Here is a 17974-nt window from a genome sequence, read left to right on the forward strand (position 1 = left end):
CTCTTTATATAAAATGATTAATGAGCTTTTTTTAGTGCTGTGATACGTAAATCATCACCAATTGACACACACTCATTAAAAGTTAAATTAATGGTATTTTGCATACTCATTAACTCTGGGAAATTCAGTAAACTTTTAGCATCGCAGCCCATTAATTTAGGGGCAATGTAAAAAACAAACTCATCAATTAAATCAAGTTCTGTCATTTTGCCAGCCAGTGTTGCTCCGGCCTCTAGCCACACATTATTAAACTGCAATTGGGCTAGCGTGTTTAACACGGCCAGTAAATCTACTTTATTATTATTTTCAGGTACTTCAATCTGTTTAACAAAATGAGGCCACTGATGCGATTTATCAACCTTGGTGGTAAATATTATCACCTCACTTTGAATTGAAAATAAGGCAAGATCAGGGGTAAGCCTATTTTGTGAGTCAATAACAACGCGAACCGGTTGGCGCAGTGGTAAATCAGTTGGTAAAGAATACGGTAACTCTTCTGGGCGCACATTTAATTTTGCATCATCCATTAATACCGTATCGGCACCGGTTAAAATTGCACAGCTTTGTGCTCGGTATAGTTGCACATCTTGGCGCGCTGCGGGGCCAGTGATCCATTTACTTTGCCCGTTTTTAAGCGCCGTTTTACCATCTATACTTGCGGCCATTTTGCAAGTCACAAAGGGTAATCCCTGCTCCATGCGCTTAAAAAACCCAAGGTTTAATGCGCGAGCTTGCGCTTCAAGTAACCCGTAAGCGACTTCTATACCAGCATCCGCTAAAATTTTCAGACCTTTGCCTGCAACTTGCGGGTTGCTGTCAACCATAGCAGCGATCACTTTTTTAACACCTGCTGCTTTTAGCCCTTCAGCACATGGCGGTGTTCGACCATAATGACTGCAAGGCTCAAGTGTTACATAAGCGGTTGCGCCTTTTGCATTTTCACCAGCCATAGCCAGTGCGTTTACCTCTGCGTGACCTTGACCCGCTAACTGATGAAACCCTTCACCTATTACTTTATTATTTTTTACGAGTACGCAGCCAACATTAGGATTAGGAGTGGTGGTAAAGCGCCCTTTTTTTGCCAGTTCAATAGCGCGAGCCATGTAGCGTTTATCATCCTCTGAAAACGAACTTTGCATGCTCATTACTATTCTCCTAAGCGGGCTATTTCTTCACCAAATTCGCGTATATCTTCAAACGAGCGATATACAGAGGCAAATCTTACATAGGCCACTTTATCTAACTTTTTAAGCGCTTCCATAATGCACTCACCCACCAAATGGCTAGACACTTCGCGTTCGCCAGTGGCACGTAATTGCGACTTAATAATATTAACCACTTCGTCAACTTGCTCAGTGCTTACGGGACGTTTTTCGAGGGCGCGAGTTAAGCCATTTAGTAACTTATCTTCATTAAACGGTTCGCGGCTGCCATCTTGCTTGATGACCCGTGGCATCACTAATTCAGCCCCTTCAAAGGTGGTAAATCGTTCGTGGCATTCATTACATTCACGACGTCTACGTACTTGGTGTCCTCCACCTACAAGGCGAGAATCAATAACTTTAGTATCTTTGGCGGTGCAAAAAGGGCAATGCATAACTGTGTGTTTCCGTTTTAAAAACAAAAAATGGCCGCTATCATAGCGGCCATTATCATATCAAAAATGTGTGCAGTTGTGATCTAAATTACTATTTTACTCTTGGATTAAGCGTAAACAGGTAATTTTGCACAAATTGCTTTCACTTTTTCTTTTACTTGCGCTTGTACTGACTCATCTTCGATGTTGTCTAGTACATCACAGATCCAGCCCGCTAACTCTTTTGATTCAGCTTCTTTAAAGCCACGACGAGTGATTGCTGGTGAACCAATACGCAGACCAGAGGTAACAAATGGTGAACGTGGATCGTTCGGTACTGAGTTTTTGTTAACCGTGATATTCGCATTACCTAGGGCAGCATCTGCATCTTTACCTGTGATATCTTTGTCGATTAAGTCAAGTAAGAATAAGTGGTTATCAGTTTTACCCGATACTACTTTGTAGCCGCGCTCTTGTAATACCGCAACCATTGCTTGTGCATTTTTAACAACTTGTGCTTGGTATGTTTTAAACTCAGGTTGAAGTGCTTCTTTAAATGCAACCGCTTTAGCAGCAATAACATGACATAAAGGACCACCTTGGCCACCTGGGAAAACAGCGCTGTTTAGCTTTTTGTAAATTTCTTCATCGCCACACGCAGAGATGATTAAACCACCGCGAGGACCCGCTAATGTTTTGTGTGTTGTGGTTGTTACAACGTGAGCAAATGGCACTGGGCTTGGGTAAACACCCGCAGCAATTAAACCTGCAACGTGCGCCATATCAACAAATAAGTAAGCACCTACTTTGTCTGCAATTTCACGGAACTTAGCCCAATCAACAATACCTGAGTATGCAGAAAAACCAGCAATGATCATTTTTGGTTTGTGCTCAAGTGCTAACGCTTCAACTTGTGCGTAATCAATTTCGCCAGTTTCTTCGTTAAGGCCATACTGAATTGCGTTGTATGTTTTACCAGAGAAGTTTACGTGTGAGCCATGTGTTAAGTGACCACCGTGCGCTAGGCTCATGCCTAATACAGTGTCAAGTGGGCTTAAAAGAGCTTGGAAAACAGCAGCATTCGCTTGTGAACCGGCATGAGGTTGCACATTTGCGTAATCTGTACCAAATAATTCATTTGCGCGGTCAATAGCAAGTTGCTCAACTACGTCTACGTGCTCACAGCCACCGTAGTAACGTTTGCCCGGGTAACCTTCAGCGTATTTGTTAGTCAGCTGAGAACCCTGCGCTTCAAGTACGCGTGGGCTACAGTAGTTTTCAGATGCAATTAACTCAATATGTTCTTCCTGACGTGATGTTTCTTTGCTCATCGCGTCAAATAACTCTGGATCAAAGTCCGAAATATTCATGCTACGTTCTAACATTGGGGTCTCCTGGGCAACGTGTATGGGTATTTTTTAGAGGCTTTATTGTACGCTTAAAACGACGTTTTGCCTACGCTCTTAAGTTGAGGATATTTAAACAGGGATTGAAACTATTTCACAGCATTTTGATGATGATATTTTTTTATAAACTAATAACAATTTTAAATGAATTTTATTTACTACATTTATATAGCTTATGCGTTATGTCTAAAGCGATGCACAAACAAACAAAAAAAGCGGCCTAAGCCGCTTTTATTATTTGCCTTTTTTAGGCTAGCTTTTTAAACAATTCTGTACGCAAAATACCATAATCGTTGTGCATATCCGTGGCTAAACACGGTTTTGCTAATGCATCAGCTAACGGCTTTGGCATATCTAATTCAACATTAAGGATATCCTCAACGCTGTCTTTAAATTTGGCCGGATGCGCAGTCGCTAAAAAAATCCCCACAGCATCTGCCGCCTTATTTTCTACAAGACCTTGGTAAGCAATTGCGGTGTGAGGCTCTGCAATATAGCCAAGCTGTTGAATTTTTTTCATCACTGTTTGTGTTTGCTGCTCATCAACACTCACCGAATAAAAGTTATCATAACTAAACCAGTTATTATCTAACATTGATTGCACACGTGGCCAGTTATTAGGTTTACTCACATCCATTGCATTTGAAAGCGATTCAATTGTCGCATTAGGCGTCCAATTTTTATCAAGCATAAAGCGCGGTACTGTGTCGTTTTGGTTTGTAGTCGCGCTTAGTTTACCTACAGGCATACCAATAACCGCGCCAATCATAGCCGCACACACATTACCAAAGTTACCACTCGGTACTGAAATATGCGCTGTAGCACGCTTTTCTTTTGGCAGCTGTGCAATGGCTTCAAAGTAATAACACACCTGCGCGACTAAACGGCTAATGTTAATTGAATTTGCTGAGTTTAAACCTAACTTCGATTTTAGCTCTTCATCTAAAAATGATTTTTTAACCAATTCTTGGCAATCATCAAAACTACCCTCAATCGCATAACAATGAATGTTGTCACCAAGCGTTGTAAATAACTTTTGCTGCGCTAATGAAATTTTACCTTTAGGGTATAAAATAACGACATCAATATTTGGTTTGTTATAAAAAGCATGCGCTACGGCAGCCCCAGTATCACCCGATGTTGCAGTTAAAATAGTGACTTTTTCACCTTGATTAAATTGCGCCAAGCACTCGGCCATAAAACGGCCACCAAAATCTTTAAATGCCAGTGTTGGGCCGTGAAATAACTCTAAGCAATAGGTATTATCTTCAACTTCCACCAGCTTAACCGGAAAGTTAAACGCATTCTTAACCATCTGGGCAACAGTATCACTTGGTAGCTCGTCACCAATAAGGTGCGATAAAATTTTGCCGCTGCGAGTAACAAAGTCCATATCTAGTAATGCATCAACATCACTTAATGGCGCTAACGACTCTGGAAAAAACACACCTTGATTACGCCCTAGTCCTGTTTTTACAGCTTCAACAAACGACACTTTTTGTGAATATTCTTTTAAATTATGTAATTGCATGACTCTTTATCCTATAAAACATTTAATTGACGCGTGCCGTCGTTATCTAATTTACAAATATGGCAAAAGCCTTGCTCGTTGATGTAATTTTCCTCTAGCCACTGCGCGCATTGCTCTGCCGCTTCAAGCGTTTTACATACACTAAACAAGGTTGGCCCTGCGCCTGAAATACTCACAACTTCAGCACCCAGTGCTGGTAAGCTTGCTTTGGCATCACTAAAGCCGCTTATAAGTGGCGCACGGTATGGCTCTGCTATTTCGTCTTTCATAATGCTTAATGCATCATCAAAACGCCCTGTTAACAGTAAGCTACTAAACGCCGATAAACGCTGTGCAAACTCAACCCCGGCATGCATACTGAGCTCTTTTGGTAAAACAGAGCGCGCTTTTGCGGTATTGAGCGAAAAGCCCGGAAATGCGGCGACGTAATACCAGTTTTCATCAACAGGTAAAGCAATAGATTTATCAGGAATTAAATCACCGGTTAGCTGTAAGCCGCCTAAATAACACGGTGTGATGTTATCGTAATGGCGCCCCCCACTTACAATGGCTTCAAAATCTGCCATAAGCTCAATGAGCTCTACTTGGCTTAAATTAGTTTTGGCAAATTTATCCAGTGCTGCAAATGTCGCCACCACAGAGCAGGCACTTGAGCCTAATCCCGAACCAATCGGCAAATTTTTCCTAAGTTCGAGCTTTACCGCAGGCATATCAGGCGCAACATGCGCTCTAAAGTGCACTAAACACTGATACGCTAAATTTTCTTGCGCATCACTAGGTAGCTTATGTGCGTAGTCGCCTGTACAAATAAATTCATCACTCGATGCGGCATTAACAATCGCCACATCACCTAATAAACCGCCATCAATGGGCGCAAGTGCGGCGCCCAGCGCATCAAAGCCAACGGCAAAATTACCAATAGACGCCGGAGCATATACTTCAATCATGACTGACTCCTAGCGAGATAATGTTTTTAAGATGTCTGCAAATACACCCGCAGCCGTTACTGCAGAGCCTGCCCCATAACCACGAATTACAAACGGACGCGGTTGGTAGTATTGGCTTAAAATAGCCAGCGCATTTTCACCATCACGAATAACATTCAATGCATGTGATGAATCCACCGCTTCGATTCCGACTTTACAGTGACCATTTTTAATTGTGCCTACATAGCGAAGTACTTTACCTTCACTTGCTGCACTTTGAACACGGTCGTTAAAACCAGCATCTAAACTAGGTAATTTCGCCATAAACTGCTCAACATTGTCATCTTGGGCAAAACCCGGCGGTAAAACCGACTCCACTTCAATATCGCTAAGCTCCAATTTCATACCGGCTTCGCGTGCAATGATAAGTAGCTTACGTGCTACGTCAGTTCCCGATAAGTCATCGCGTGGGTCGGGCTCTGTAAACCCGCTTTCTTTGGCTTTAATTGTTGCCTCAGAAAGTGATAAACCATCTTCTAGTGCACCAAACATGTATGAAAGCGAGCCTGATAAAATACCACTAAACTCAAGTAACTCATCACCTGCACCAAACAACGATTGCAAGTTATCGATTACAGGTAAACCTGCACCTACGTTAGTTTCGTATAAAAACTTACGATTATTTTTATGTGTTGCGGCAATTAAATCTTGGTAATACGTATATGAGCTCGTGGTGGCTTTTTTATTGGCAGCCACAACATGAAAACCTGCATTTAAAAAATCTACATATTGTGCAGCTAAGGCATCTGATGAAGTACAGTCAACTAGCACTGGATTAACTAAATGATTTTGCTTAACAAACTGCTCGACCAGTTTTAAATCAAACGCTTGCTCTGACTGCGCCAGTTTTTGCTGCCAATCATCAAACGCAATTCCCTCACCATCAAGGTGTAATTGACGAGAGTTGGCAACACCATATAGGTTTAATTTAATATTACGTTTTTCAAGCCATGCTTGTTGACGCTCAAGCTGGTTAATTAGCTCCTGGCCGACTAAGCCACAGCCCAATAAAAACACATCAATTGAAGGTACATGAGTAAAGAAGTTTTCATGGCAAATTTTAACCGCGTCATTACATAATTCACCGTCAATAACGGCTGAAATAGCACTTTCTGTTGAATCTTGCGCTATGGCAACAATGTTTACTTGCGCTTGTGCAAGCGATGCAAAAAACTTAGCCGCCAACCCTTTATGGGCACGCATGTTATCACCAACTAACGTTACTATTGCTAAATTACGTTGCACATTTACCGGCTCAATGAGCCCCGCTTTTGACTCTAAGTCAAAGGCTACTTGCAACGCACTTAACGCTAGATTTAAATCGCTTTCATGCACACAAAAGCTAATGCTAAATTCACATGATGACTGGGTAATAAGTACAATTGACACGTTATCATGGGCTAATGCATTAAATACTTTCGATGCCATGCCCACTTTGCCCTTCATACCTGGGCCTGAAACGGTCAACATAGCTAAGTTTTGCAAGCTTGAGAGTGCTTTTACTGGTTCATCAGATACCGTATCGTTACTAATTAGTGAGCCCTGTGCGTCTGGATTATGCGTGTTTTTAATTTCGCATGGCACTCCTGCTTTTGCACACGGTAGGATAGTTTTAGGGTGCAATACTTTAGCGCCAAAATAAGAAAGCTCCATCGCTTCTTTATAAGACAGGAAATCAACCTTAGTGGCTTTTTTGATATAGCGCGGATCGGCGCTGTAAACACCATCAACGTCAGTCCAAATTTGACACACTTGTGCTTCTAAACACGCTGCAGCAATCGCTGCCGAGTAGTCAGACCCATTACGACCAAGTGTTGTGAGCTCCCCTTCATCATTACTTGCGGTAAAGCCCGGCATAATATAAACCGTCGCAGGGGATTCTTTTAACACGGCTTGAAAACGTGCCTTACTGGCCACTAAATCCGCTTCTGCGTCTATGTATCCGCCGGTTGAAACAATACAATCTGTTGCTTGTAAATAATGCGCGTTATGATCGGCTAATAGGCTTTGCATTAGCGATACGCTAACACGCTCACCAAAGCTAATAATGAATGCTCTGACCTTATCAGGGCAGCACTTTATCAGTGCAATACCATCAAGCTTATTTTTAAGTTCGTTAAAGTCAGGCCAGTTTTGAACTGCTCCTTGCTTTTCCTCTACCGCCGCTTTAAGCGTATTGCATCGGCTAGTCAGTGAATGCCATTGTTCACTAAAGTCATTCCCCTGCTCTGCAGTACTAGCTAAATTAACTAACGAGTCCGTCATGCCACCTGGGGCTGACAGTACCAGTAACATTTCATCTTTTAATTGTGCCTTAGCGAGTGCAGCAACTTGCTCTAAACAGGCAAAATCAGCGAGCGATGAGCCACCAAATTTTAATACGCGCATTTTTTATGTTTCCTCATTCCATAAAACGAAAAAAGGCCTGTGTTCTAAGTGAACACAGGCCTTTAAATTTGTTGCACCGACCTATGCCACTATCCAGTAAGAATGGTGGTTGTAATAATAATGGTCGTTACAAGACTAAATGTTTTCATAAGCTTAAGACTGCCTTAACACAGGCTATTCTGTCAACCCTAAATTAGCAGATAAAACAGTCTTTTTCATCATGAATTTTATTAATAAATGCCAAACTTATGCAAAACTGCACTCAGTTGCGTTTTATTAATTGGTTTATGAATAAAATCAATTGCGCCCAGTTGTGCGACACGTGCTTGCATTTCTTGTTGGATATCAGCAGAGATCACTAATACATAAGACTCTATTTTAGAAATTTTGATTTGCTCAAGTACTTCAATACCGTCAACTTCAGGCATGGTTAAATCAAGACACAAAAGATCGAAATGCCTTTGACGCAATTGCTCCAAAGCGTCTTTACCGTTAGTTGCTTGCTGAATATCGGCATCAATACACTCTTTTAAACAGCGTATTACCTGTTTGCGAGCAACGGTGGAATCATCACAGACTAAAATAGAAAAACGCATTATAATGACTCATTAATTAAACTTATACAAAACACCTAAACCCACAGTAAAATTAGTTGGTTGCCCAATCCGCAACAGTCAAAATTATAACCAAATTAGCAACGAGCAGATTATTTATTGTAACTTCTATTAAAGTTATCAATAAAATGCTTAATTGCACAATACAAATTAGTAAATTAACTATTTCCAAGTAAAAAACAGCCTATCCAAACCAACGGTTCTCAAACAGAAACCCCATGCATATAAAACAGAATGATTGCTTATTTAACAACGCTAAATAGCAATATTATAAAATATATGTTTATTTTTAATCATTTATTAACTAATGTTTATAAGCGTACATTAACAGTTGAATAATTTAAGGAAATATAAGCCTCCCATGCCGCAAAAAAGTCTTTCAACAAAGTTACTCACTCGGGTTTTATCAGTTTATTTTATACTGACCTTTGTGGTGACCTGCGGGCAAATTTTCGCAGAGTACGTCAATACTAAAGATTACATACGCAATGAACTTGGCACATTACAAAAGACCTTTGGTAGAAGTTTAACCAGAGCAATTTGGGAGCTAAATATAAAGCAAACCATCACAACCGCCGAAGGATTACTCGATATACCTATGGTTGAGGGGGTTATTATTCGTGACGATAATGGCGCTATTATTTCTCAATTAGGCCGCGCGCTAAATATTCACAATCTTTACAGTCAGCAACTTGTGCAAGAAGATGTCATGGTAGAGGACACCAAAGCCGGTTTATTTGGCTATACATTCCCACTTATTTTTGAGTTTTCAGGACGAGCAACGCAAGTAGGCGATGTTACTTTATTTTCTAGTCGCGATGTAATTTTTAGTCGCATTATGCTCTCTATCTACTTTTTGATTGGTAATGCCATGATTAAAACAACCTTTTTAATCATCTTATTTTTAATTGCATTTAGAAAGTTACTCACCGAGCCTCTTACTCAATTAACCGAGCAAATTGAATACCTTGAGTTAGAAGAGCTTGATGGTCAACAGGTTAAAATAGTCACCGATGAAAATAACGAGCTTAAAGTAATGGAACGCTCTTTTAACAATCTGATTTCGAAGGTTGTTGAGTATAAAAAAGAGTTAAAACAAACTCAGCATGACCTAATTGAAAGCAATCAAAAACTGGATCAACAAAACTTACAACTTGAACAAGATGTTGCGCGTAAAACATCAAATTTAAGCCAAGCAATGATCGATCTGCAACAACAAAAATATGAACTAGAGCGACAAAAAGCAGTTTTAACAGAAGAAGTCGATTTACGAAAGCAAACCGAACAAGAACTGTTAAGCAAACAAACTCAGCTACAAAGCTCGCTCGATGAATTAAGCTTTGCGCAAGAGCAACTGGTTGGCTCAGAAAAAATGGCGGTATTAGGCGGCTTAGTGGCGGGGATCACTCATGAAATTAATACCCCTATTGGCATTGGCGTTACTGCCACCTCTTTTCTACAAGAGCGATTAACCGAAATAGAAACTGCGTATAAAAATAAATCATTATCGTCTGCGTCGTTAGAAGGCTTTATTAATGATGCAGCGCAAAGCGCTCAACTGCTCTCTCACAACTTAGAACGTGCCTCAGATTTAATAACCAGCTTTAAACAAATTGCGGTAGATCAGGCCAGTGAAGCCCTAAGAACAATTAACTTTAAAGACTACATCAATGAAGTTATACGCTCTTTGCACCCACAAATTAAAAAAACATCTCACAGCATTCGCCTACATTGCCCAGATGATTTAATTATTAACTTACCTGCGGGAGTCATTAGCCAAATATTTACGAACCTAATTATGAACTCATTAGTGCATGGTTTTGAAAATATAAACAGCGGCCAAATCACCATAGATGTGAATACTGATGAAAACGACCTCATCATTAATTATCAAGATAATGGTTTAGGTTTAAAACCGGCTCAACTAAAGCGTTTATTTGACCCATTTTTTACCACCAAGCGTGATGAGGGTGGCAGCGGCTTAGGTGCCCATATTATTTTTAATCTAGTAAAACAAGCGCTCAATGGTAAAATTGAAGTAAGTAGTGAGCCTGGGCAAGGGTTACACTACCGTATTTCGTTCCCTAAAAACATGTCATCTCCCCTGCCACTTTTTAAACTCGATTAAGCTAAATCAGCCGTTTCTAGAAGCGGCTTTTATTGCTATGATTGCACAAATTTTTTAAATGGATCATTCCCCTATGTGGTTTAGTAACCTTATATGCTATCGCTTTAAACAAGACGTTTCATACACACAAGAAGACTTTGATAAGGCATTAGAGCAAGATCTATTTCGTCCTTGTACTGGCCAAGAGTTGGCAACATTTGGTTGGACAAAAGCATTTGGTAAACATGGTGAAACTCTTTCTCATTTCTCACAAAAAAGTATTTTAGTGTGCGCTAAGCGTGAAGAAAAAGTATTACCAGCCTCGGTAATAAATGAGCTGGTAGCAGAAAAAGTTGATCAGATTGAAGCCGAAGAAAATCGCCCAGTAAAGAAAAAAGAAAAAGATGAATTAAAAGAAAACATCTTACACACCTTATTGCCACAAGCATTTAAAAAATCGAGCTTGCAGTTTGCTTTTATAGACCAAGAAAATGGGTGGGTGGTAGTTAATAGTGCAAGCTTTAATAAAGCAGAGGAACTACTTGCTCTATTACGTAAATCATTAGGGACATTACCCGTTGTTCCTGCGTTTGCTAATTATGATTTAGACGTATTTTTAACTGACTGGCTTACTAACTTTAGTACTCCAGAGGGCTTTGCAATTGGATCAGACGCTGAACTTGAAGAAGCTGATGACAGTGGCGCCCAGGTAAAACTTAAAGGCCATGACCTATCGTGTGACGAAGTGAAGTCGCACCTTGAAAGTGGTAAGCGCGTTACTAAGCTTGCCCTTGATTGGCAAGAGCGCGTTAAATTTATGCTACAAAACGATGGCTCAATTAAACGTTTAAGCTATTCAGAAACACTTAAAGAAGAAAATGCCGATATTCCTAAAGAAGATATGGCGGTTAAATTAGATGCTGATTTTATTCTTGCATCTGAAGAAATTAAGCAATTGCTAGAAGAGCTTACACAGGGCTTAGGTGATGCTGAAGATTTAGCGTAAAAGCTTTATAAAATAGTATTACAACTAAAAAGCACGATTAAATCGTGCTTTTTATTGCTCAAAAATTTAGCTAAACATTTTTTTTACGTCTTCAACCATATGCAAGTATTCCTCACTCTCTAACATTTCTAATGAAGGAAAAATGCCTTTATCAATATAGGTTTGTAGCGCCGCAGATTTATCTGATACTTGTAGGGTTCCCTCAAGGATTGCACCAATGCGAATAAAGTCGATATAACTCACTTCAGCAGTACGATGATTCACATCTGCCCAGTGCTGTGCAACCTCTACAAACACATCAGGGAATTCCCATGCTTTCATTATTGAGCCACCAATTTTACCGCTTAAACGTTGAATTGCATGCGCCAAAAAACTCGGATTGGCAAACACTTCTGGGTGTCGCTCAGCCTCAGTTAAAATCGGTAACACCCCAATATTATAAACCAATGAAGCTAGTGTAATGGCATCACGGTTAAGCGAAGTGTGAGTATTTCTTTTTAAGTAAAACTCCATTAATGAAATAGAGTGCGAGGCCACATGCAGCGTTTTATGCCACGCCTTTCCCATGTAACCTTTAATTAACTCGTTGTTAGATAAAAATAACTGCTCCATTGCCATGGCTGTAGCAATATTTTTTATTTGCCTAAGCCCAATGCGTGTAACAGCTTGGTGCAAGTTAGACACCTTTACAGCTCGGCCCATAATTGCACTATTTGCGACTTTGATCATCCGCGCCGACAATGCAGGATCATGTGCTATCACATCTGACATTTGCATCAAATTAACATCGGGGTTATCTGCGGCTTGACGAACCTTAATCACTACCTCAGGTAACGTAGGCAACACCAGTGTGTCGTTGTTAATTCTGTCAACTAAAATAGTGAGTAAGGCATTTTCTGTAGACATAAAATATCCCTTTGCTTAATGACCTACACTTTACAGCAAGTCTTATATTATTAATTATTTCAAAGCTTAGTAGTATTAAACATATACCTAAAATAAAAAGAATTGTAGATAATTATTGATTATTTACCAGCGCCCCCTCATGAGTGCACTCTAACGCCTAATACTTGCTATTTGCTAGTATGTTTTGCTTTAATGCAAACATGCTAAGGCACACTAATACTCATTCAGTACCTTAATTTACAGTATACAAGTTATAAAATAGACTTTTTAAAGGCAATATAATGATCTTAAATAAAATTAGCCAAGCAATACTGCTCTCTGGCATCGTTTTTCTTAGTGCCTGCTCTGAGCAAGCACCGTCTTCAAACAATACGCCGCAAAGCTCAGCGCCAACGGCTTCTCAAGCGCCTTCAGGGCCAACACTCGTTAATATTGACCGTCAACGCTTAGACATATACACAGACTTTAGCTTACAAAGCGATTTGTCACACTTATCTGATAACCAAAAAGCCATGGTTGCCAAGCTTATTGATGCTTCAAAAATTATGGACGATTTATTTTGGAAACAAGCATTTGGTGAAGATAAACAAAGCTTTTTAGCACAATTAGATGATGAAAAAGTACGTCAGTTTGCAGATATAAACTACGGCCCATGGGATCGCTTAAATGGCGATGAAGTATTTTTATCTGGCTATAAAGAAAAGCCGCTTGGGGCAGGTTTTTATCCGGCCGACATCACCAAAGAAGAGCTTAATAACGCTGATGTAAAAGATAAAACAGGGCTTTACTCACTTATTAAACGCGATGAACTAGGTAATTTATACAGCACGCCTTATTCAGAAGAATATGCCGTAGAACTTGCCCAAGCAGCTAAGTTACTTAGAGACGCTAGCAAATTAGCTGACGACAAAGAATTTGCCAACTACCTAAACTTACGAGCTGACGCAATACAAAGCGATGACTTCCAAGCCTCTGACTTTGCTTGGATGGATATGAAAAATAATCCTATCGATGTTGTTATTGGCCCAATTGAAAACTACGAAGACCAATTATTTGGTTACCGTGCTGCCTATGAATCGTATGTACTAATTAAAGATTTAAAATGGAGCGAGCGCCTGGCTAAATTTGCTGCCTTTTTACCTGAGCTGCAAAAAGGCTTACCTGTTGATAGCAAGTACAAGCAAGAAGTACCTGGCTCAGATGCTGATTTAAATGCCTACGATGTTGTTTATTATGCTGGGCACTCAAATGCCGGCAGTAAAACCATTGCAATTAACTTACCCAATGATGAGCAAGTGCAGCTAGAAAAAGGCACACGTCGCTTACAGCTTAAAAATGCAATGCGAGCGAAGTTTGATAAAATTTTAGTCCCTATCGCAGAGCAGTTAATTGTGCCAGAGCAACGTAAACACATTACCTTTGATGCATTTTTTGCTAACACTATGTTCCATGAAGTAGCTCACGGTTTAGGAATTAAAAACACCATAACGGGTAAAGGTACTGTTCGCCAATCACTTCAAGAGCACGCTAGCGCCTTGGAAGAAGGTAAAGCCGATATTCTTGGTTTATACATGGTTGAACAGTTACTTAAAAAAGGTGAAATCACCGAAGGTACATTAGAAGATTACTACACCACTTTTATGGCGGGTATTTTCCGCTCAGTGCGCTTTGGTGCATCAAGTGCACATGGTAAAGCAAATATGATCCGCTTTAACTTTTTTGCTCAAGAAGGTGCCTTCTCTAAAAATGAAGACGGCTTGTATAGCATCAACATGGATAAAATGGGCGACGCTATGGCTAAATTATCGCGCCTTATTTTAACCCTACAAGGTGACGGTGATTACGAAAAAGTTGATCAACTGATTGCAACTCATGGCGATATTAAAGCGGAACTAGCTAAAGATTTAGAAAAGTTAAGCAAAGCGAACATCCCTGTAGATGTAACCTTCAAACAAGGTAAAGAGGTACTTGGCCTTAATTAATAAAAACCAACCACATAAAAAAAGCGTTACACTGTAACGCTTTTTTTATTATTTGAATTATTTATCACTCATCACTTTACGAACAACCGGCTCAAGGCTTGCCATTCCCCACTGCTTACCGGTTTCAATCGCAGACTCTATATCAGCACCTTGTTGATGGGCTGAAATAGCCATTAGCGCACCAACACGATTACTGCTCGCACAATGAACAACCACTGACTCACCTTTAAGTTCTTCTAAAAGGCTAGCTAATCGTTTTGCATTGTCGATGTTTACATCTTGTGCACCTGCAATCTCAATTGCGTGATAGCTCATTCCTAAAGAATTAACTAATGCCCCTTCATCCCAGTCTTGCTCATCTGCTGCACGTAAATTAATAACATGCTTAACATTAGCTTGCGACAATTGCTTAAACTGTGCATCACTGGGCTGGGCTGCTGAAAAAACCAAGTTGTTATGTGCTGCAAAGTTTTTAATATTAGCGTTATTTACCACATCTATAACTACAGGTTGCTCACTGGCTATCACTGTTGATACTGCAACTGCAGCAATAAATACACTCGTACAGAGCTGTTTGATTAATTTCATACTACCCCCTCAAAGTAACTCATTTTGATTTTTAAAAATGCGCTTTTAATTGCTCTATCTGCTCATGAGTATAAGGCACACTCGGAAACTTGCCCCATACCGGCGCAGGCCATGCAATATCTGTTTTAAAACGCGCTATATGATGAATGTGTAATTGCGGCACCATATTACCCAATGCGGCTACATTTAACTTATCAGGATTAAACACCTCCATTAACAAATGACTGAGTTTCGCTGACTCGTGTAAATAAGTAATTTGTTGCTGCTCGGTTAAATCAATAATCTCTTTTAAGCCCGCTATTCTGGGGACCAATACAAACCAAGGATATTGGCTGTCGTTTAATAGCAACACCTTACAAAGTGGCCAATCAGCCAGTTCAATACAATCTCTTTTCAGTTCAGGTGCTAAGATAAATGATGTTTTGCTCATGTTAAAGTCCTTAGATTATTTTACCGCATACTTTATAGCATTTAGTTGCAGTTGCACACGCTTGTGCTTTACCATCGAGATAATTTTATGTAAGTAAAGGCAATCCTGTGTTAAAAAAACTAAAACATCTCTCACTGGCAATTCCCCTACTCGCGGGCGCATTAAGCGCAGAAGCTGAGCCGCTAACGCTTGAGCGTATATTTGATGATCCGAGCTTAGCAGGCAAATCTCCGGTACAACTTAAGTTTTCGCCTGATGGTAGCCGGGTTACCTACTTACAAGGTAAAGCCAATGACTATAACCGCTACGATTTATGGGAATATAATTTAAAAGATAATACCAACCGGTTGTTAGTTGATTCGGCGCAGTTATTTTCAGGCCCAGAAAATCTCTCCGATGAAGAAAAAGCACGCCGCGAACGCCAACGTATTTTTGGAAAAGGTATCCTTGAATATAAATGGTCAAAAGATGGGAAAGCACTGTTATTCCCTCTTAATGGCGATCTTTATTACTATGACTTAGATGCTAAAAATAGTAAAAAGCTGACTAACACAGACGCATTTGAAACCGATGCGCGTTTCTCTCCAAAAGGAAATTTCGTATCCTTTATCCGAGAGCAAAACCTATATGCACTAGAGCTGGCTTCAGGTAAAGAAATTCAGTTAAGTAAAGATGGCGGTGGCGTAATTAAAAACGGCATGGCCGAATTTGTGGCGCAAGAAGAAATGAGCCGTATGACCGGTTATTGGTGGGCAAATGATGAATCTAAAATCGCCTTTACTCGCGTTGATGAAAGCCCTGTTCAAGAAGCGATTCGTAACGAAATTTATGCTGATGAAGTAAAACTATTTAACCAGCGTTATCCATTTACTGGCACCAATAATGTTGACATTCAACTTGGAGTGGTAAAACTTAATGATCAAGCAGTTGACTGGATTGACTTAGGCGACGATAAAGATATTTATATTGCCCGCGCTAAGTGGCTAAACGACAGCAGTACGCTCTCTTATCAATGGCAAAACCGCTCGCAACATAGCTTAGAATTACGTTTTTACAACACTAAAACAAAACAGCAAACCGTTGCTTTAACTGAAAAAAGTGATACCTGGATCAACTTGCATTTTGACCTTGAATTTTTAAAAGATAAAAAGCATTTTGTATGGGCCTCAGAGCGCGATGGATTTAAGCACCTTTATTTATATCGTAATAACGGCCAACTTATCCGCCAGATTACCGCAGGTGATTGGGTCGTAGATAGCCTAAAAGGGATAGATGAAAAAAATGGCGTTGTTTACTTTGCTGCACGTAAAGATACCCCGCTAGAGAGCCATTTATACAGTGCGCCTTTATTTAAAAAAGGGGCTATGAAGCGCATTACTGAAAAAGGCCAATACCATAATGTCGTTCTAGCGAAAGATAATAAAACTTTCATTGATAATAGCTCATCGGTTAATAAGCCAAATTCAGCTGCACTGCGCAAAATTAATGGTGAGTTTATTACGTGGCTTGAAGAGAATAAGCTTGATGACTCTCACCCACTTACCCCGTATCTAACTGATTTAGCCCAGCCCGAATACGGCACAATTACCGCTGAAGACGGCCAAATTATGCATTATCGTTTATTTAAACCAGCAAATATGGCAAAGGGTAAAAAGCATCCGGTTATTGTCAACGTTTACGGTGGTCCTCATGCTCAGCGAGTAACCAATAGCTGGCGCAGTAAAAATTTATATTTTCAATACATGGCGCAACAAGGTTATGTAATTTTTCAACTTGATAACCGAGGCTCTTACAATCGCGGTAAGAAGTTTGAAGATGCAATTTATAAGCACTTAGGCGTTGTAGAGGTGGCGGATCAAATCAAAGGCGTTGAGTTTTTACGTACTCTTGATTACGTAGACCCTGCTCGCATAGGCATATACGGCCACAGCTACGGTGGTTATATGGCGCTAATGACCATGTTTAAAGCAGGCGATTACTTCAGCGCGGGTGTATCTGGTGCTCCGGTTACCGACTGGGCTCTATACGACACCCATTATACCGAGCGCTATTTGGGTCACCCTGATACTAATGCCCAAGGCTATATCGACAGTGCGGTGTTCCCATACGCTGAAGGCTTAAAAGGCCCATTAATGATTTACCATGGTATGGCCGATGACAACGTATTATTTACCCATGCCACTAAATTGTTTAAACAGCTGCAAGATAACAATCAACAGTTTGAAATGATGACTTACCCGGGCTCAAAACATAGCCTTCGCGGTAAACAAGTTCAAACTCATTTACATCAAACTATAACAAACTTCTTTAACCGTAATTTTAATACAAAGTAACTAAAATTGGGTTAATTATTCGACTAAAGGCTGATACAAGTATCAGCCTTTTTTTATGCAGATAAGCTATATTGAAACGTCAACAAACAATAATTAAATTCATTATAAGCACCCGTTAAAT

General features: G+C 40.1%; 14 protein-coding genes. 4 read left to right on the forward strand and 10 right to left on the reverse strand.

Annotated features, from left to right (window positions below; genetic code table 11):
- Positions 1–17: 17 nt before the first annotated feature.
- From ribD to BG00_RS00725, 7 genes are all read right to left on the reverse strand, one after another.
- A complete protein-coding gene (ribD, locus tag BG00_RS00695; protein ID WP_036979884.1) occupies positions 18–1145 on the reverse strand; it encodes a bifunctional diaminohydroxyphosphoribosylaminopyrimidine deaminase/5-amino-6-(5-phosphoribosylamino)uracil reductase RibD in 1128 nt (375 codons plus the stop codon).
- 2 nt (positions 1146–1147) lie between these two features.
- On the reverse strand, positions 1148–1597 hold the full coding sequence (nrdR, locus tag BG00_RS00700; RefSeq protein ID WP_010390928.1) for a transcriptional regulator NrdR: 450 nt from the start codon (positions 1595–1597) through the stop codon (positions 1148–1150).
- Between the two features lie 107 nt (positions 1598–1704).
- Positions 1705–2961, reverse strand: a complete 1257-nt coding sequence (gene glyA / locus BG00_RS00705; RefSeq protein WP_013464229.1) for a serine hydroxymethyltransferase — start codon at positions 2959–2961, stop codon at positions 1705–1707.
- A gap of 268 nt (positions 2962–3229) precedes the next feature.
- Complete coding sequence (thrC, locus tag BG00_RS00710; protein WP_036979887.1) at positions 3230–4513, reverse strand: threonine synthase; 1284 nt, start codon at positions 4511–4513, stop codon at positions 3230–3232.
- Between the two features lie 11 nt (positions 4514–4524).
- Complete coding sequence (thrB, locus tag BG00_RS00715) at positions 4525–5460, reverse strand: homoserine kinase (protein WP_036979889.1); 936 nt, start codon at positions 5458–5460, stop codon at positions 4525–4527.
- A gap of 9 nt (positions 5461–5469) precedes the next feature.
- The gene (gene thrA / locus BG00_RS00720) at positions 5470–7887 is read right to left on the reverse strand and encodes a bifunctional aspartate kinase/homoserine dehydrogenase I (RefSeq protein WP_036979893.1); all 2418 of its coding nucleotides are present in this window, start codon (positions 7885–7887) and stop codon (positions 5470–5472) included.
- A 230-nt stretch (positions 7888–8117) separates the two neighbouring features.
- On the reverse strand, positions 8118–8483 hold the full coding sequence (locus BG00_RS00725) for a response regulator (RefSeq protein WP_175416134.1): 366 nt from the start codon (positions 8481–8483) through the stop codon (positions 8118–8120).
- A 379-nt stretch (positions 8484–8862) separates the two neighbouring features.
- Between BG00_RS00725 and BG00_RS00730 the strand changes: the two genes are divergently transcribed.
- Together BG00_RS00730 and rdgC are read left to right on the forward strand one after the other, a co-directional pair.
- A complete protein-coding gene (locus BG00_RS00730; protein ID WP_036979900.1) occupies positions 8863–10629 on the forward strand; it encodes an ATP-binding protein in 1767 nt (588 codons plus the stop codon).
- Positions 10630–10702: 73 nt separating this feature from the next.
- Positions 10703–11614 (forward strand): recombination-associated protein RdgC, encoded by a 912-nt coding sequence (gene rdgC, locus BG00_RS00735; protein WP_036979903.1) that lies wholly within the window; start codon positions 10703–10705, stop codon positions 11612–11614.
- Positions 11615–11680: 66 nt separating this feature from the next.
- On the opposite strand, the gene BG00_RS00740 is transcribed toward rdgC, so the two are convergent.
- A complete protein-coding gene (locus BG00_RS00740; RefSeq protein ID WP_036979906.1) occupies positions 11681–12520 on the reverse strand; it encodes an HDOD domain-containing protein in 840 nt (279 codons plus the stop codon).
- 281 nt (positions 12521–12801) lie between these two features.
- On the opposite strand from BG00_RS00740, the gene BG00_RS00745 reads away from it, so the two are divergent.
- The gene (locus tag BG00_RS00745; protein WP_036979909.1) at positions 12802–14502 is read left to right on the forward strand and encodes a dipeptidyl-peptidase 3 family protein; all 1701 of its coding nucleotides are present in this window, start codon (positions 12802–12804) and stop codon (positions 14500–14502) included.
- 57 nt (positions 14503–14559) lie between these two features.
- Here the strand turns inward: BG00_RS00745 and BG00_RS00750 are convergent, their stop codons facing one another.
- Positions 14560–15090, reverse strand: a complete 531-nt coding sequence (locus BG00_RS00750) for a protein tyrosine phosphatase family protein (RefSeq protein ID WP_036979911.1) — start codon at positions 15088–15090, stop codon at positions 14560–14562.
- 31 nt (positions 15091–15121) lie between these two features.
- A complete protein-coding gene (locus tag BG00_RS00755) occupies positions 15122–15520 on the reverse strand; it encodes an HIT domain-containing protein (protein WP_036979914.1) in 399 nt (132 codons plus the stop codon).
- A gap of 107 nt (positions 15521–15627) precedes the next feature.
- Between BG00_RS00755 and BG00_RS00760 the strand changes: the two genes are divergently transcribed.
- Complete coding sequence (locus BG00_RS00760; protein ID WP_036979917.1) at positions 15628–17853, forward strand: S9 family peptidase; 2226 nt, start codon at positions 15628–15630, stop codon at positions 17851–17853.
- Positions 17854–17974: the final 121 nt, after the last annotated feature.

The sequence above is a fragment of the Pseudoalteromonas sp. SCSIO_11900 genome (assembly GCF_000576475.1).
GTDB lineage: Bacteria > Pseudomonadota > Gammaproteobacteria > Enterobacterales > Alteromonadaceae > Pseudoalteromonas > Pseudoalteromonas tetraodonis.

Bases quoted from the DNA above. Each gene is read 5' to 3' on its own strand.
- nrdR (WP_010390928.1), bottom strand. From the start codon at position 1,597: ATGCATTGCCCTTTTTGCACCGCCAAAGATACTAAAGTTATTGATTCT.
- BG00_RS00730 (WP_036979900.1), top strand. From the start codon at position 8,863: ATGCCGCAAAAAAGTCTTTCAACAAAGTTACTCACTCGGGTTTTATCA.
- glyA (WP_013464229.1), bottom strand. From the start codon at position 2,961: ATGTTAGAACGTAGCATGAATATTTCGGACTTTGATCCAGAGTTATTT.
- thrA (WP_036979893.1), bottom strand. From the start codon at position 7,887: ATGCGCGTATTAAAATTTGGTGGCTCATCGCTCGCTGATTTTGCCTGT.
- rdgC (WP_036979903.1), top strand. From the start codon at position 10,703: ATGTGGTTTAGTAACCTTATATGCTATCGCTTTAAACAAGACGTTTCA.
- thrC (WP_036979887.1), bottom strand. From the start codon at position 4,513: ATGCAATTACATAATTTAAAAGAATATTCACAAAAAGTGTCGTTTGTT.
- BG00_RS00750 (WP_036979911.1), bottom strand. From the start codon at position 15,090: ATGAAATTAATCAAACAGCTCTGTACGAGTGTATTTATTGCTGCAGTT.
- BG00_RS00740 (WP_036979906.1), bottom strand. From the start codon at position 12,520: ATGTCTACAGAAAATGCCTTACTCACTATTTTAGTTGACAGAATTAAC.
- ribD (WP_036979884.1), bottom strand. From the start codon at position 1,145: ATGAGCATGCAAAGTTCGTTTTCAGAGGATGATAAACGCTACATGGCT.
- BG00_RS00755 (WP_036979914.1), bottom strand. From the start codon at position 15,520: ATGAGCAAAACATCATTTATCTTAGCACCTGAACTGAAAAGAGATTGT.
- BG00_RS00725 (WP_175416134.1), bottom strand. From the start codon at position 8,483: ATGCGTTTTTCTATTTTAGTCTGTGATGATTCCACCGTTGCTCGCAAA.
- thrB (WP_036979889.1), bottom strand. From the start codon at position 5,460: ATGATTGAAGTATATGCTCCGGCGTCTATTGGTAATTTTGCCGTTGGC.
- BG00_RS00745 (WP_036979909.1), top strand. From the start codon at position 12,802: ATGATCTTAAATAAAATTAGCCAAGCAATACTGCTCTCTGGCATCGTT.